At 70.8% G+C, this 14,656-nt stretch carries 14 protein-coding genes; 4 read left to right on the forward strand and 10 right to left on the reverse strand.

The window, feature by feature from the left end:
• The first annotated feature begins 180 nt into the window (after window positions 1-180).
• Window positions 181-984: a GNAT family N-acetyltransferase gene (locus ACIQM4_RS23765; RefSeq protein WP_401594972.1), complete on the forward strand. Its 804-nt coding sequence runs from the start codon at window positions 181-183 to the stop codon at window positions 982-984.
• 4 nt (window positions 985-988) lie between these two features.
• Here the strand turns inward: ACIQM4_RS23765 and ACIQM4_RS23770 are convergent, their stop codons facing one another.
• The gene (locus ACIQM4_RS23770) at window positions 989-3,067 is read right to left on the reverse strand and encodes a phosphocholine-specific phospholipase C (protein WP_401594975.1); all 2,079 of its coding nucleotides are present in this window, start codon (window positions 3,065-3,067) and stop codon (window positions 989-991) included.
• 248 nt (window positions 3,068-3,315) lie between these two features.
• On the opposite strand from ACIQM4_RS23770, the gene ACIQM4_RS23775 reads away from it, so the two are divergent.
• Window positions 3,316-4,539, forward strand: coding sequence for a cytochrome P450 (locus ACIQM4_RS23775; protein ID WP_401594978.1), 1,224 nt, complete (start codon window positions 3,316-3,318; stop codon window positions 4,537-4,539).
• A gap of 43 nt (window positions 4,540-4,582) precedes the next feature.
• On the opposite strand, the gene ACIQM4_RS23780 is transcribed toward ACIQM4_RS23775, so the two are convergent.
• From ACIQM4_RS23780 to ACIQM4_RS23805, 6 genes are all read right to left on the reverse strand, one after another.
• Window positions 4,583-5,854, reverse strand: a complete 1,272-nt coding sequence (locus ACIQM4_RS23780; RefSeq protein WP_401594980.1) for a cytochrome P450 — start codon at window positions 5,852-5,854, stop codon at window positions 4,583-4,585.
• Entirely contained in the window at window positions 5,854-6,501 is a 648-nt protein-coding gene (locus tag ACIQM4_RS23785) for a GTP-binding protein (RefSeq protein ID WP_401594982.1), read from the reverse strand. Before ACIQM4_RS23785 ends, ACIQM4_RS23780 begins: the two co-directional genes overlap by 1 nt.
• Window positions 6,482-6,841, reverse strand: coding sequence for a DUF742 domain-containing protein (locus tag ACIQM4_RS23790; RefSeq protein WP_401594985.1), 360 nt, complete (start codon window positions 6,839-6,841; stop codon window positions 6,482-6,484). Before ACIQM4_RS23790 ends, ACIQM4_RS23785 begins: the two co-directional genes overlap by 20 nt.
• Window positions 6,838-7,257, reverse strand: coding sequence for a roadblock/LC7 domain-containing protein (locus tag ACIQM4_RS23795; RefSeq protein WP_401594987.1), 420 nt, complete (start codon window positions 7,255-7,257; stop codon window positions 6,838-6,840). The genes ACIQM4_RS23790 and ACIQM4_RS23795 overlap by 4 nt, the downstream gene beginning before the upstream one ends.
• Before the next feature lie 112 nt (window positions 7,258-7,369).
• Window positions 7,370-9,121, reverse strand: coding sequence for an ATP-binding protein (locus ACIQM4_RS23800; protein WP_401594990.1), 1,752 nt, complete (start codon window positions 9,119-9,121; stop codon window positions 7,370-7,372).
• A gap of 230 nt (window positions 9,122-9,351) precedes the next feature.
• Complete coding sequence (locus ACIQM4_RS23805) at window positions 9,352-9,909, reverse strand: uridine kinase (RefSeq protein ID WP_401594993.1); 558 nt, start codon at window positions 9,907-9,909, stop codon at window positions 9,352-9,354.
• Between the two features lie 311 nt (window positions 9,910-10,220).
• On the opposite strand from ACIQM4_RS23805, the gene ACIQM4_RS23810 reads away from it, so the two are divergent.
• Together ACIQM4_RS23810 and ACIQM4_RS23815 are read left to right on the forward strand one after the other, a co-directional pair.
• Window positions 10,221-11,186, forward strand: coding sequence for a D-2-hydroxyacid dehydrogenase family protein (locus ACIQM4_RS23810; RefSeq protein ID WP_401594995.1), 966 nt, complete (start codon window positions 10,221-10,223; stop codon window positions 11,184-11,186).
• 20 nt (window positions 11,187-11,206) lie between these two features.
• A complete protein-coding gene (locus ACIQM4_RS23815; protein WP_401594997.1) occupies window positions 11,207-11,761 on the forward strand; it encodes a hypothetical protein in 555 nt (184 codons plus the stop codon).
• A gap of 84 nt (window positions 11,762-11,845) precedes the next feature.
• On the opposite strand, the gene ACIQM4_RS23820 is transcribed toward ACIQM4_RS23815, so the two are convergent.
• The 3 genes from ACIQM4_RS23820 to ACIQM4_RS23830 all read right to left on the reverse strand — a co-directional run.
• On the reverse strand, window positions 11,846-13,420 hold the full coding sequence (locus ACIQM4_RS23820) for an MDR family MFS transporter (protein WP_401595068.1): 1,575 nt from the start codon (window positions 13,418-13,420) through the stop codon (window positions 11,846-11,848).
• A gap of 86 nt (window positions 13,421-13,506) precedes the next feature.
• Window positions 13,507-14,157, reverse strand: a complete 651-nt coding sequence (locus tag ACIQM4_RS23825) for a TetR/AcrR family transcriptional regulator (RefSeq protein ID WP_401595070.1) — start codon at window positions 14,155-14,157, stop codon at window positions 13,507-13,509.
• Between the two features lie 296 nt (window positions 14,158-14,453).
• A partial coding sequence (locus ACIQM4_RS23830; RefSeq protein ID WP_401595000.1) for a hypothetical protein occupies window positions 14,454-14,656 on the reverse strand: 203 nt, incomplete at its 5' end.

Below are 14,656 nucleotides of genomic sequence, written 5' to 3' on the forward strand. Positions count from 1 at the left end.
ACACGGGGCGGATTCGAACAGTCCGCCACCATAACTACCTTGTGCACAACCGGCCTTGGCAACCGGGGCAGCCGGCAGGGCCCGCCGACCGCCCCGGTGCGGGCAGGGCGTGGCGCTGCCGCCGCGCCGCCCCCCTGGTATTCGCTGGCGCGGTGGCCGGGCGCGTGGTCCAGTGACCGCATGGATCTTGCAGCGGTACGAGAACTGTTCGACGCCGAGATGCGCCGGGAGGCGTCGCCGGAGCGCCCCGGCATGGAGCTGGAGGACACCGGAGACGTCGTACGGCAGACCGGCGGCGAGGGTGACTGGAACGGTGTCCTGTGGTCCCGGCTGACCGCGGCGGGCGCGGACGCGGCGATCGCCGAGCAGGTCCGGCACTACGGCGCACTCGGCCTGGACTTCGAGTGGAAGCACTACTCGCACGACCTCCCCGACGACCTGCCGCAGCGGCTCCTCGCGGCGGGGTTCGAGCCCGAGGGGCCGGAGGCGCTGATGGTCGCGGAGGCCGCGGCCCTGCAGACGGCCCCCCAACTCCCCGACGGGGTCCGGCTGGTGGAGGTCACGGACAGGGCAGGTGTCGACCTGATGGTCAGGGCCCACGAGCTCGCCTTCGAGGGCAGCCCGGCGCAGCTCTCGGCGCGGCTCGGCGGACGGGTGCTCGCCCAGCTCACCCAGGCCCCGGAGACGATCTCGGTGGTGGTCGCCCTGGCGGGCGGCGAACCGGTGAGCGCGGCCCGCGCCGAATTCCTGCCCGGAAAGCAGTTCGCCGGCCTGTGGGGCGGCGGTACCGTGCCCGGTTGGCGGGGAAAGGGCCTCTACCGCGCCCTGATCGCCCACCGGGCCCGTACCGCCGCCGCCCGCGGCTACCGCTACCTTCAGACGGACGCCGTGCTGGACACCAGCCGGCCGATCCTCGAACGCCTCGGCTTCGTCCAGCTCAGCCTCACGACCCCGTACAACTACCGGGTGGAAACGGCGGGTTGAGGGGTCAGGCGGTGACGATCGCGGGATCGCTCACGCCGGTGCCACCCGTCTCCACGTGCCCGGCGAACCTGCGCAGGAACGCGCTGTCGGTTCCCGAGGTCACCGTCAGGTCGTACCAGTGCTTGCCGCCCCGTACGTCCACGGTCCGCTCGACCTTCCCGCCGGCCGGAACCGTGAAGGAGACCTTCGCGTTTCCGTATCCGTTGACCACGGTCAGCCGGCAGGCCGCCTTGCCGGTGTTGGTCGCGGTGAGTGCCAGCTGTCCGCCGTTGCCGGTGGAGTGGCGCACCTTCACCTCGGGCCCCGCGGTGGCCGCCGTGCCCTTGAAGGTGCGCAGGAAGCCGTTCGGGCCGAACACGGACAGGTCGTAACTGCCGTTGGAGTAGGCGGAGTTCCAGGTGTCGGTGATCTCCTTGGCCGCCTCGGCCGTGTAGGTCCACGGGCCGTCTGTGCGGTTCGCCGAGGTGACCAGGAAGCCCGCGCCCGCGGTCGTGCCCCCGCTCATCGCGAGCGTGAACTTCCCCGTCGACGGCGCGAGCGTCCCGTCCACGTACGGGGCGTAGCGCAGCGGTCGCGAGGGACGCGAGCCGCGCTCCTGCTTGGGCAGTGCGCCCGCCGCCGGCGGCTTGGGCACGTAGCTGTCGTGCCGTTCGTTGTCCGGCGGCTCGTACCCGTCGGTGGCCGGCAGCGACGCGGGGTCCGTGTCGTGCAGCCGGAAGTCGAACGCCGAGGTCAGGTCACCGCACACGGCCCGCCGCCAGGGGGAGATGTTCGGCTCGGCCACCCCGAAGCGGCGCTCCATGAACCGGATGATCGAGGTGTGGTCGAAGGTCTCGGAGCAGACGTAGCCGCCGGTGCTCCACGGCGACACCACGAGCATCGGCACCCGCTGCCCGAGCCCGTACGCACCCGCCGCGTACTTCGCGTTGCCGCCGAACTGGTCCAGGGTGGTGTCCACGGTGGACCTGCCCTGCGCGGCGGAGGCCGGCGGGTACGGCGGCACGACGTGGTCGAAGTAGCCGTCGTTCTCGTCGTAGGTGATGAACAGCGCCGTCCTCGCCCACACGTCCGGGTTCGAGGTGAGCGCGTCGAGCACCTTGGAGATGTACCAGGCGCCGTAGTTCGCGGGCCAGTTGGGGTGCTCGGAGAAGGCCTCGGGCGCGGCGATCCAGGAGACCTGCGGCAGCTTCCCCGACTTGACGTCGGCGGTGAGGATGTCGAAGAACCCGTCGCCGTTCTTCACGTCAGTGCCGGTGCGCGCCTTCTCGAAGAGCGGGTCACCGGGCTTCGCGTTGCGGTAGGCGTTGAAGTACAGCAGCGAGTTGTCGCCGTAGTTGCCCCGGTAGGCGTCGTCGATCCAGCCCCAGCCGCCGGCCGCGTCCAGACCGTCGCCGATGTCCTGGTAGACCTTCCAGGACACACCGGCCTTCTCCAGGCGCTCCGGGTACGTCGTCCAGCCGTAGCCCGCCTCCTCGTTGCCGAGCACCGGGCCTGCGCCCTTGCCGTCGTTGCCGGTGTGACCCGAGAACATGTAGTAGCGGTTGGGGTCGGTGGCTCCGATGAACGAGCAGTGGTAGGCGTCGCACACGGTGAACGCGTCGGCGAGCGCGTAGTGGAACGGGATGTCCGCACGCGTCAGATGGGCCATCGTGCCTGCCGACTTGGCGGGGATCCACTTGTCGTACGAGCCGTTGTTGAAGGCCTGGTGGCCGCCCGCCCAGTCGTGGTTGAGGCCCGCGATGAACTGCATGCCGAGGTCGTCCGCGTCCGGGTGGTACGGCAGCACCTCCTTGGCGCCGTTCGGCTGGTGGAAGACCGACTTGAGGCCGTGCGGCACCACGGGCCGCGGGTCACCGAAGCCCCGCACCCCCTTCATCGCGCCGAAGTAGTGGTCGAACGACCGGTTCTCCTGCATCAGCACGACGACGTGCTCGATGTCCTTCATGCTGCCGGTGCGCCGGGCGGCGGGGATCGCCGCCGCCCGGTCGATGGAACCCGACAGCGCGGCGAAACCGGCCGTGGCGCCGGCTATCTGAAGAAAACGACGGCGGTTGACCGCCGGGGACGAAGGCACATCAGGCATGGGCGGGTGACCTCTGCGAGTGGGGGACAGAATCAAACGGAATGTTGCAAGAGTGATCAGGAAATGGGAAGAGGAAAGGGTGAAGACCGGGTCAAGGGGGCGGTGAATGAGGGGTTCCGGGATTGTTGGATGATCAATAACCTTGACCCGAACACCCGTTGCGCCGTCGCACCGGGCTGCCCCCGTGCACCACCGCGCACGCGCACCGACCGCACGGCCGCCCGCCGCGCCACCGAAGGAGCGTCACCATGTCCGCTGTCGACGAGGCCCCCGACATCCTCTCGCCCGAGTTCGCCGCAGACCCGTACCCCGCCTACCGGGTGATGCGCGAGAGCACACCGCTGATCTGGCACGAAGCCACCCGGAGCTGGATCGTCTCCCGCTACGAGGACGTCGAACGCGTCTTCAAGGACAAGGAGTCGCAGTTCACCACCGACAACTACGACTGGCAGATCGAACCGGTACACGGCAAGACGATCCTCCAGCTCAGCGGCCGTGAGCACTCGGTGCGCCGCGCCCTGGTCGCCCCTGCCTTCCGCGGCAGGGAACTCCAGGAAACCTTCGTCCCGGTCATCGAACGCAACGCCCGTGAACTGATCGACACCTTCCGGGAAACGGGCGAGGTCGACCTGGTGGACGCCTTCGCGACCCGCTTCCCGGTCAACGTCATCGCGGACATGCTGGGCCTGGACAAGGGCGACCACACCAAGTTCCACGGCTGGTACACCGCCGTCATCGCCTTCCTCGGCAACCTGGCGGGCGACCCCGAGGTCGCCGCCGCGGGCGAGCGCACCCGGATCGAGTTCGCCGAGTACATGCTCCCGGTCATCCAGGAGCGGCGGGAGAACCCCGGGGACGACCTGCTGTCCTCACTGTGCGCGGCCGAGGTCGACGGCGTGCGGATGAGCGACGAGGACATCAAGGCGTTCTGCAGCCTGCTCCTCGCGGCGGGCGGCGAGACCACCGACAAGGCGATAGCCGCCCTGTTCGCCAACCTGCTCGCCCACCCGGAGCAGCTCGCGGCCGTGCAGAAGGACCGCACCCTGATCGACCGGGCCTTCGCCGAGACCCTCAGGTACACCCCGCCGGTCCACATGATCATGCGTCAGACCGCGGTCGACGTCACGGTCAGCGGCGGCACCATACCCGCGGGCGCCACCGTCACCTGCCTGATCGGAGCCGCCAACCGCGACGAACAGCGGTACGCGAACGCCGACACCTTCGACATCTTCCGCGCGGACCTGAACGCCACCAACGCGTTCTCCGCCGCCGCCGACCACCTGGCGTTCGCGCTCGGCCGGCACTTCTGCGTCGGAGCGCTGCTGGCCCGCGCGGAGGTCCAGATCGGCGTCAACCAACTCCTGGACGCCATGCCCGACGTCCGCCTCAAGGACGGGGCACGGGTGGGCGAGCACGGCGTGTTCACCCGCGGCCCGGACTCCGTGCCGGTCGTCTTCACGCCCGTACGCTGAGCACGGTCGCGGCCGGGGGTGCGGCTCCCCCGGCCGCCCCGGCCTACCTCGCCACCGGGGTGAACGACACGGGCAACGCCGCCAGTCCCCGCATCCAGATCGAAGGACGCCAGGTCAGCGACTCGGCCGGCACCGAGAGCATCACGTCGGGCAACCGCTCCAGGAGCGTCTCGATCGCGGTACGCGCCATCACGTCAGCCAACTGCGGCGCCGGGTAGGGACACCGGTGCTCACCGTTGCTGAACGACAGATGTGCCGAATTGCCCTCCGCCCCCACATGCCCCTGCGGCCATATCTGCGGATCCGTGTTGGCGGCGGCGAGCCCCAGCACCAGGCAGTCGCCCGCCTGGATCCGGCGCCCGCCGAGCTGGGTGTCGCGCACCGCCCACCGGCCGATGAAGTTCTGGGTCGGGGTGTCCCGCCACAGGATCTCCGTCAGCGCCTCGCCGACGCTCAGCCGGCCACCCGACACGTTCAGCGCAAACCGGTCGTCGGTGAGCAGCAGCCGCAGCGTGTTGCAGATCCAGTTCGCCGTCGGCTGCTGCGCCGCCGCGATCACCGAGATCAGGTCCTGGACGACCTCCTCGTCGGCGAGGCCCGCGGGGTGGTGCAGCATCCGCGAGGTCACGTCGGGCCCGGGGGACGCCCGCTTCTCCTTCACCAGCTGCTGGATGCGCTCCTGCACCCGTACGTACGCGGCCACCGGGTCGTCACCCTCTGCCGCGTCCAGCGACACCCGCAGGTCGTGCACCAGGTCCTCGGTGTCGGCGGCGCCGGCGGGCATCCCGCACATCTGGACCGCCGCCCGCATCGGCAGCGCGTGCGCGTACGCAGACATCAGCTCGGCCTGCCCGCTGCCCTCGAAGCCGTCGATCAGCTCGTCCGCGAGCTGCCGGCACTCGTGGCCCAGCTCGAACTGGTCCACCGCCTCCAGCGCCTCACTGATCACTCCGGCCCGCCGCTCGTGCTCGGCGCCCTCGGTGAACAGCACCGAGGGCTGGTAGCCGACGAACGGCAGCAGCGGCCAGTCCGCGGGGATGTTGTCCCACTGGTTCCAGCGCCGCGAGTCGCGCGCGAACAGCTCGTCGTGACTGGTGACGTAACTGACCTCCGGATACCCGAGCACCAGCCACGCCGGCACGTCCCCGTCCAGGAGGACCGGGGCCACCGCCCCGTGCTCCCTGCGCAGCCCCCGGTACAGCTCGGCCGGGGTCTGCTGGTACTCCAGACCGCCCAGCCGCACGCCTTGGGCGTGCGCGGGACAGCCGGGCGGCGGCACGTCGGTGTCCGCGGCGGAAGGGTGGTCGATGCTCATCAGGTCAGCTCCCGTGCCAGGGCGAGGCGGTAGAGATGGTCGACGAGGGTGGTCAGCACGGCCTTGCCCGAGGACCGCACCCGCGCGTCGCAGGAGATCATCGGCACGCTCTCGTTCAGGGCGAGTGCCTGGCGGATCTCGTCGAGCGAGAAGTGCGCGCCGTCGTCGAACCGGTTCACCGCGACGATGAACGGTGTCCGGTGGTGTTCGAGGCGGTCGATGGCGTACCAGGAGTCCGCCATCCGCCGGGTGTCCACCAGCACGACCGCCCCCAGCGTCCCGGAGAACAGCCGGTCCCACAGGAACCAGAACCGCTCCTGACCCGGCGCCCCGAACAGGTACAGCACCATCTGCTCGTTCAGGGTGATCCGGCCGAAGTCGAAGGCGACCGTGGTGGTGGACTTGTCCGCGTTGCGCGAGAGGTCGTCGACGCCGACCCCCGCCTGTGTCATGTGCTCCTCGGTGTTCAGCGGGCGGATCTCGCTGACCGACTTGACCAGGGTGGTCTTGCCGACGCCGAAGCCGCCGACGACGACGATCTTCAGGCCGGTGTCGGCGGCGTCACCGAGCGGGGTGCGCTCGGGCGCCTGACGCTCGTCGGCCGCGGCGCCGTGCGACACGGTCAGCTCAGAGGCGGCGGAGTCCATTGAGCACCCCCAGCAACAGCTCTGATTCGGGCAGTTCGGCAACTGCGGTGGCCGCACGTGGGCGGCGGGCGGTGATCGACCCGGCGGACAGGAGATCCTCCAGCAGAATGCGTACGACGGTGATCGGCAGCCCTAAGTGGGCGGCGATCTCGACGACGGCGGCGGGGTGGCGGCAGAGTTCGAGGATGCGGACGTGCTCGGAAGGCATACCGGCCGTCGGTTCGCTCTCGCTGACCACCAGGGTGACCAGGTCGAACACCTTGTCGTCGGCCTCCGAGCGGCCGCCCGTCACGGTGTACAGGCGGTCGGGGGAGCCCGTGTCGACGGGCGGGCGGGTCATGACAGGCTGCCGTCAGGGGCCGGAGAGCGCGGATCGGCCCGCAGATGGTCGCCGATCTGCTCGACCAGCTCGCTCATGTGGTGCCCGATCATGCCGGGGTCCGCGCCGGCCGCCGCCACCACCGCGAGGTGGGCGCCCTGCCCCGCCTCGACGATGAGCAGCAGCCCACCGGGGAACTCGGTCATCAGGTTCATCACGCCGCCGCTGCCGTCCCCGAACTCGACCGACGCACCGTGCGCGAGGGACTGCATGCCGGACGCGATGGCCGACAGCTGGTCCGCCTGGTCGAGGGTGAGGTGGCTGCTGCGGCAGAGCTTCAGCCCGTCGCGGGAGAGGACGAGGGCGTGGCGGGAGCCGGGGGTGCGCTCCAGGAGGTTGTCCAGGAGCCAGGTGAGGCTGTTGTCAGTGGTCTGCACGGTGGTCAGGGGCCGTCCGGTGCGGCGCTGCCGCGGCCGGGTCGGGCCCGTGCCTCCAATCCGGGAATCAAGAAATACGGGGGAGGGGTGCGCACGGGGGAGTGCGCGAGGGTCAGACGGAAGGGGTGTCGGCCTGGCCGGGGTCGCCGGGGCGCCGCTGCTGCGACCGGTGGAACGCACCGAAGCGGGCGCCGGCATCCGGGCGGCCGGAGCTCCGCGGGGGCGGTGCGGAACCGGCCGGGTCGGCCGCCGGAGCGTCGTCGGAGGCGGACCGCCGCTGGTCGGCGGCCTCCATGGTGCGGCCCCGGGGACGAACCGGCAGGCCGTTGGGGGTGGAACCGCCCGAGCCCGGCGCGTCACCGGTGGGGGTACGGCCGGCGTGCGCGGGGAGCTCAGGGGTGTGCGGCGGCGCCGCGGGGCGCGCATCGGGAATCAGCGGCGCGTCGGCGGGGGCAGCCACGCCGGACCCGGCGGGAGTCTCCCGAGCCGCGGGCACCGCCTGTGCGGCGGGTGACGCGGACCTGCCGGTCGCGGACGGTGCCTCGGCCGCCGCGGCGACCCGCACCTCGGGCGCCGTCGCGGCAGCGGTCCGCTGCTGCGCCAGCAGCTGAGGCGGCAGCAGGACGACGACACCGGTGCCGCCGCGCGAGGACGGCCGGTAGTTCACCGAGATGCCGTACTTCGCCGCCAGCACGCCCACCACGGCCAGCCCCAGCCGCGTCCCCTGGAGGGACGCCAGGTCCGTCGACTGCCCGGACACCGAGGCGACCGCGCGGCGCATCGCGGCAGGAGCCATGCACAGGCCGCTGTCCTCGACGGTCACCACGAGGCCCGAGGTGCCCTCCTCGACGTACACGTGCACCTCGTTGACCGGCGGCGAGAAGTTCGTCGCGTTGTCCATCAGCTCGGCGAGCAGGTGCATCACACCCTCGGCGGCGAAACCGGCGATCGCCGCCTGCGACGTGGAGTGCAGCCGCACCCTTCGGTAGTCGCTGATCCGGCCCACGGCGCCGCGCAGGACCGACTCCATCACGATCGGCTTGTTCCACGCCCGGCTCGACCGGCCGCCCATCAGCAGCGCCAGACGGTCCGTCAGCAGACCCAACTGCGAGGTGGTGTGGTCGAGGTGGAGCAGATCACCGAAGACCTCACCGCCGTACTTGTCCTGCATGCCCCGCAGGTCCGCCAGTATCCGCAGCGTCTTGGCCTGCACCCGGCCGAGTCCCGTGGCGCTGGCCGCTCGGGCGGCGACCGCACGCCGCTCGCTCTCGGCGAAGTCCCGTACCGTCCGCTCCAGCAGGGACCGCAGCCGGGGGTCGGCGGGCTGTTCCAGACCGGCCAGCACCGTGTCGGCCGAGGCCCCGGAACGCAGCCTGCCCACCGCGTCCGGCAGTACGGCGGCGGCCACCCGTTCGATGTCGCCGATCGTGCGCTCGGCCAGGGCCCGCCCCGCCTCCGCGTCGGCGGTCCGCGTCCTGAGCTCGCCCACGCGGGTGGCGACGGCGTGCAGCAGCTGCGTCAACTGCGGGTCGGTGGGCCGTTGCACGCTGCGCAGCGCGCCGTCGACACCCGCCCCGTCGTGCAGCCGCTTGTCGACCTCGGGCAAGGACACGTTGAGCAGGTGCGCGCTCTCGCCCGCCCGACGGGCCGCCTCCTGCCGCAGCAGTTCGCTCTCGCCCCGGGCCCCGTCGGCGACGCGCGTGTGCTTGACGGTCAGCGCGCCGGCCACGAGCACCGTGACCACTACGGATATTCCGGCGACCACGACCGTCCCGAGCACCCAGGCCCTGGCCGCGCCCGGGGCCGCGACGACCGCGCCGCCGCCGGCCAGCACGACGAGGACCAGACACACCACAGGCGCCACCCAGGGCGGGCGCCTCCTTGGGCCAGGGCGCGGACGGGGGGTGGCAGACGATGTCATAGCGCGGATCCTCAGGCGTGTGTGCGGTGTCGGGGAGGGGCTGGAACCCGTCCCCCGCCGGACGAACAGTTGGTCGGCACGCGGAAGTTGAGTCCTACCTTCCGCTACCCGACCGTGGCCATGCTAGCCACGGAACGACATGTCCGAGCACCGGCCCAGAACCATTACGACAATTACCGCACGCCACCGCTCCCGGCGGTGGCCGCCGACCACACCCGCGCGGCCAGCAACGCCGGCTCGACGCTCCCGTCGACGACCAGGTCGCAGTCGTGGCGCACGGGTTCGACATGTCGCTCATGGGCGTCGCGGCGGTGCTCCACATAGTTCCGCAGCAGCACGTCCAGGGGGAATCCGTCCCGCAGACACTTGCGAGCGATCTTGCGAGCCAGCCGGACATCGGCCGGCAGGTCGACGAACACGTCCAGGCGCCGCCCCGGAGTGCGTCGCGCGACCCGGTGCGCGAACAAGCCGTCGACGACGACGGCCGCCGAGTGGTCCAGCGCCCGCGTCACGTCCCGGTCCAGCCGGTCCAGGTCCACCGACCCGGGGTCGCCCACGTCCAGCCGCGGCGTCCCCGACCCGTCGGCCGCCCACACACCCCGCCCCGGGGAGGTGAAGTAGTAGTCGTCACCGTGCAGGACGCGCACAGGAGAGACCGGCGCCACGCCCTCCAGCGCGGCGGCCAGGGTGGTCTTGCCCGCCCCCGAACCGCCCGTAAGTGTCAGCAGCATGCGTGTGTGCCCTCTCGGTCCGCGAGGGACCGAGGGTGGCACACGCGCGTGGGCAGCAACATTGCCCATAGGCAAGACGACACGACCCAGGGCCCACCGGCGGGGCGACACGGCCAGGGCCCACCGGCGCGACGCCGCCCCCCAGGCAGAGCCCGGCGCCGGGGAGGACCAGGGCCTGACGCCCGCCACCGACAGCGGCTCACCGGCGGGAGCGGACAGAGGAACAGAGGGGCCCGGCGCCTCGCCCGGCCACCCCGTTCTAGGGTGAGGGCGACGCTGCCGCACCCCCGGAACCAGGGAGAACACCCGCGATGAAGCTCCGCTGCGCCGTGCTCGACGACTTCCAGTCCGCCGCGGCCACCGCCACCGACTGGGCACCTGTGGCAGACGAGGTCGAGCGGGTCTCCTTCACCGAGCACTTCACCTCCGAGGACGAACTCGCCGCAGCCCTCGCCGACTTCGACGTCGTGGTCACCCTCCGCGAACGCGTGGCGTTCCCCGCCTCCCTCCTCGCCAGGCTGCCCCGGCTGCGACTCCTGATCGCCTCCGGGATGCGCAACTCCGTCATCGACCTCACCGCCGCCGAACGGTACGGAGTCACCGTCTGCGGCACCGCCAGCTCCTCCGCGCCGCCCGTCGAGCTGACCTGGGCCCTCCTCCTCGGCCTCGCCCGCAACCTGGTGACCGAGGCCAACTCCCTCCGTGACGGCGGTCCCTGGCAGTCCTCCGTCGGCGCGGACCTGCACGGCCGCCGCCTCGGACTCCTCGGCCTCGGCAAGATCGGCAGCCGGGTCGCGGCCGTCGGACTCGCCTTCGGCATGGAGGTGAGCGCCTGGAGCCAGAACCTCACCCCGCAACGGGCCGACGAGATCGGTGTCACCCTCGCCGTGTCCAAGGAGGACCTGCTCGCCACCAGCGACTTCGTCTCCGTCCACCTGGCACTCTCCGACCGTACGCGCGGCCTGCTCGGCGCCCCCGAACTCGCCCTGATGCGGCCCACCGCCCACCTGGTGAACACCTCGCGGGCAGCCATCGTCGACCAGCAGGCACTCCTCACTGCCCTCCACACCGGAACGATCGCCGGGGCCGCCGTCGACGTCTTCGACACCGAACCCCTGCCTGCAGGCCACCCGCTGCGCACCGCTCCGCGACTCCTCGCCACCCCGCACCTCGGTTACGTGTCCCAGGCCAACTACGCGACGTACTACGGACAGGCGGTGGAGAACATCCGCGGCTACCTCGACGGGACGCCGGTCCGCAGGCTCGGCGGGGCCTGAGCCCGGAGGACACTTGCGCCATGGCCGCCTCAGACCCGCCCATCCGCCCGCAGCCGCCCTCCGTCACCTCACCGCCCACTGCCACCGGCGCCCCCTCCCCTCCTTCCACCTCCCCCTCCTCCCCGCACGAACCCTTCGCCCCCGCGACCGGTGACGGCCCCGCACGCGGTGAACCGGCGGAACAGCGCGCCGCGGCGGTCCGCACCGCCTTCGACGGCCTGTTGCAGATCCGCCGCATCACGCTGGGATCCGAATCGCAGCCCGCCCCCTGGGAAGTGCGCCAACTCCTCAACGCGGTCGCCCTCCCGCTGGAAGCCGCGCCCCTCGCCCCCTCCGCGACCGACACCGACGGCCGCCGAACGGCCACCGGGTACCGGGTGCGCCTGGGCGAGGAACCGCAGACCGCGGCTGTCGAGTGGCTCGGCCCGTCCGGCAGCGGCGCCGCCGCCGAGGAACGCGAGCAGCTCGCCCGCTGCGCCGAGGTGCTGACCGCGCTCGGCTGGGACGCGCTGCTCTACCGGGGGCCGCGCCGCCGCTGGTTCGTCGAGGTCCGCCCGCCGCACGGCACTCCGTAACCCACCCCGGGACGCACGAACGGCCCCGGGCGCCCTCTCGGGACGACCGGGGCCGTTCGGTTGGTCAAGCGGGGTGCGGACGCGTCAGCCGACCTGGGTGGGCGAAGAGGTCTTGCCGCCGCCGTCGGCTCCCGCCTGGGCGGCGCTCTCCTCGGCCAGCCGCTCCATGCCGCTGGTGGTCTTCAGCGGCTTCTCCTTGATGAAGACCACCGCGACCAGTGCGAGCGCCGCGAACGGCGCCGCGATCAGGAAGAGGTCGGCGGTCGCCAGGCCGTACGCGTTCTCCACGATGTCGCGCAGCGGCGCGGGAAGCTTGGTCATGTCCGGCACGGAAGCATCGCTCTCGCCGGCCGGCACCGGGATGCCCGCCTTCGTCATGCCGTTGGTCATCTCGGTGGCGACCCTGCTGGCCAGCACCGCGCCGAGGGCGCTCGTACCGATCGTGCCGCCCATGCTGCGGAAGAACGAGAGCACGGAGGTGGCGGCGCCCAGCTCGGTGGCAGGGACGTCGTTCTGCGCGGCGAGCACCAGGTTCTGCATCAGCATGCCGACACCGATACCGAGGATCGCCATGTAGAGGCTCAGCAGACCGAAGTGGGTGTCGGCGTCGATCGTCGACAGCAGTGCGAGCCCCGCGGTCATGATGACCGCGCCCGAGACCAGGTAGACCTTCCACTTGCCGGTCCTGCTGATGATCTGGCCGGCGACGGTCGAGGACACCAGCAGACCCAGGATCATCGGCAGGCTCATCAGGCCCGCAGCCGTCGGCGACTTGCCGAGCGCGATCTGGAAGTACTGCGAGAGGAACACGGTGCCGCCGAACATGGCCACACCCACCAGCAGGCTCGCCACCGTGGTCAGGGTGACCGTGCGGTTGCGGAAGATGGTGAGCGGGATGATCGGCTCCGGTACCCGCGCCTCGACGAACACAGCGGCGACGAGCAGCAGCACGCCACCGCCGGTCAGCGCGGCCGTCTGCCAGGAGGCCCAGTCGAACTGGTGCCCGGCCAGCGAGGTCCAGATCAGCAGCGCGCAGACGCCCGCCACGATCAGGAACGCACCCAGGAAGTCGATCTTCACCTCGCGGCGGACGGTCGGCAGCTTCAGGGTGCGCTGGAGCAGCAGGATGCCGAGCAGCGCGAACGGAACACCGATGAAGAAGCACCAGCGCCAGCCCAGCCACGAGGTGTCCACCAGCACACCGCCGACCAGCGGGCCCGCCACTGTGCCGACCGCGAAGACGGCACCGAAGATGCCGGCGTACTTGCCCAGCTGACGGGGCGGAATGATGGCGGCCATGACGACCTGGGCGAGCGCCGTCAGACCACCGGCACCGATGCCCTGCACGACCCGGCTGAAGATCAGCAGCCCCACCTCGTGCGAGAACCCGGCGAGCAGCGAGCCCACCACGAACATCACGAGGGAGAGCTGGAGCAGCAGCTTCTTGTTGTAGAGGTCCGAGAGCTTGCCCCAGAGCGGGACGGTCGCCGTCATGGCGAGCAGCTCGGAGGTGACGACCCAGGTGTACGAGGACTGGCTCGCGCCGAGATCGGCGATGATCCGCGGGAGGGCGTTGGCCACGACCGTGCCGGCCAGGATGGCGACGAACATGCCGGCCATCAGCCCGGACATGGCCTGGAGTATCTGCTTGTGGTTCATGGAGGTGGGCGCCTCGGCCGGCGCCTCGGTTGTGGTCAAGGTGTCCTTCTTAGGAAGTCGATCCGGGGATCGGGCAGGAAGAAAACTCAGGTGCCGGACGAACCGGCGTCCTTGTCGGGGACGGCCAGTCCGGAGGCCAGATGATCGAAGGCGCGCCGGAACACGTCGATGAAGGCGACGTTCTGCGTGGGCCTGCACCAGTCCTCGATCGAGACGCGTACGGCCGTGGTGGCCACGGCGGCGACCAGGCGGGGATAAAGCCCGACGGGCTCGCCCTCGACGCCGCCCAACCGCTCCGCGACCGTCTCCGCGAGCTCCATCTCCTCGGCCATGTGCGCGCCGAGGCCCCGGACGAGGAGATGCGGGGAACGCTGGAAGACCTTGGCGCGCAGACTCCAGATCTCGTGGCGCTCCTCGACGTCGACGAGCTCGGCGGAGAACGCCTCCCGCAACACGTCGAGCAGGGAGTGCTCGGCGGGCGCCTCGCGCACCGCACGGCGGATCCGATGGCCAACCTCCGCGTCGATCATGAGGAAGGCATCGTCGTGACTGTCGAAGTAGTTGAAGAACGTGCGCGGCGAGACCCCCGCCGCACTGCTGATGGCCTCCACGGTGACGTGCTCCGCCCCGTGCTCGGCGGCCAGCCGCACGGCGGCGTCCGCCAACGCGGCCCTGGTGGCCTGCTTCTTGCGCTCACGGAGCCCGGGACCGCCATCTTTGTTCTGCACAACTTGCAGAGTACGCAAAGATGCAGACCGTGCAAAATTAATTGGTGCGAGGGAGGCCTGGGCCCGGCGGCTGGGGAGGCTTGGGGCGGGGCGGTGAGGGGAGGGTTGACGCGATGGGTGCAGGTCCGTATAGTTCTTCGGGTTGTCCGATGTGAGCACCGGTTACGACTGGCCCAGGACAACCGTTGAGCAATACGGAAACCCACATCGCGCGTGACTACGGTTGCGCCCCTTTGCGTCTCCTTTTTGCGAACGAGGAACCGCAAACCCCGATTTGGTTCGGGGCGCAGGAATCCGCTAATGTCTCACTCGTCGGAACGGCCGGTAAAGGCCGCGAGGACAACCCAAGTTCGACTGGGATTCACACCGGAAACGGTCTGATAGAGTCGGAAACGCAACAACACAAAAGAAACAAAGAAACACCGAACGAAAACGTCCGGAGGAAAGCCCGCAGGGGTGAGTACGAAGGAAGCGTCCGTTCCTTGAGAACTCAACAGCGTGCCAAAAG

It is taken from the genome of Streptomyces sp. NPDC091272 (assembly GCF_044757485.1).
Lineage (GTDB): Bacteria > Actinomycetota > Actinomycetes > Streptomycetales > Streptomycetaceae > Streptomyces.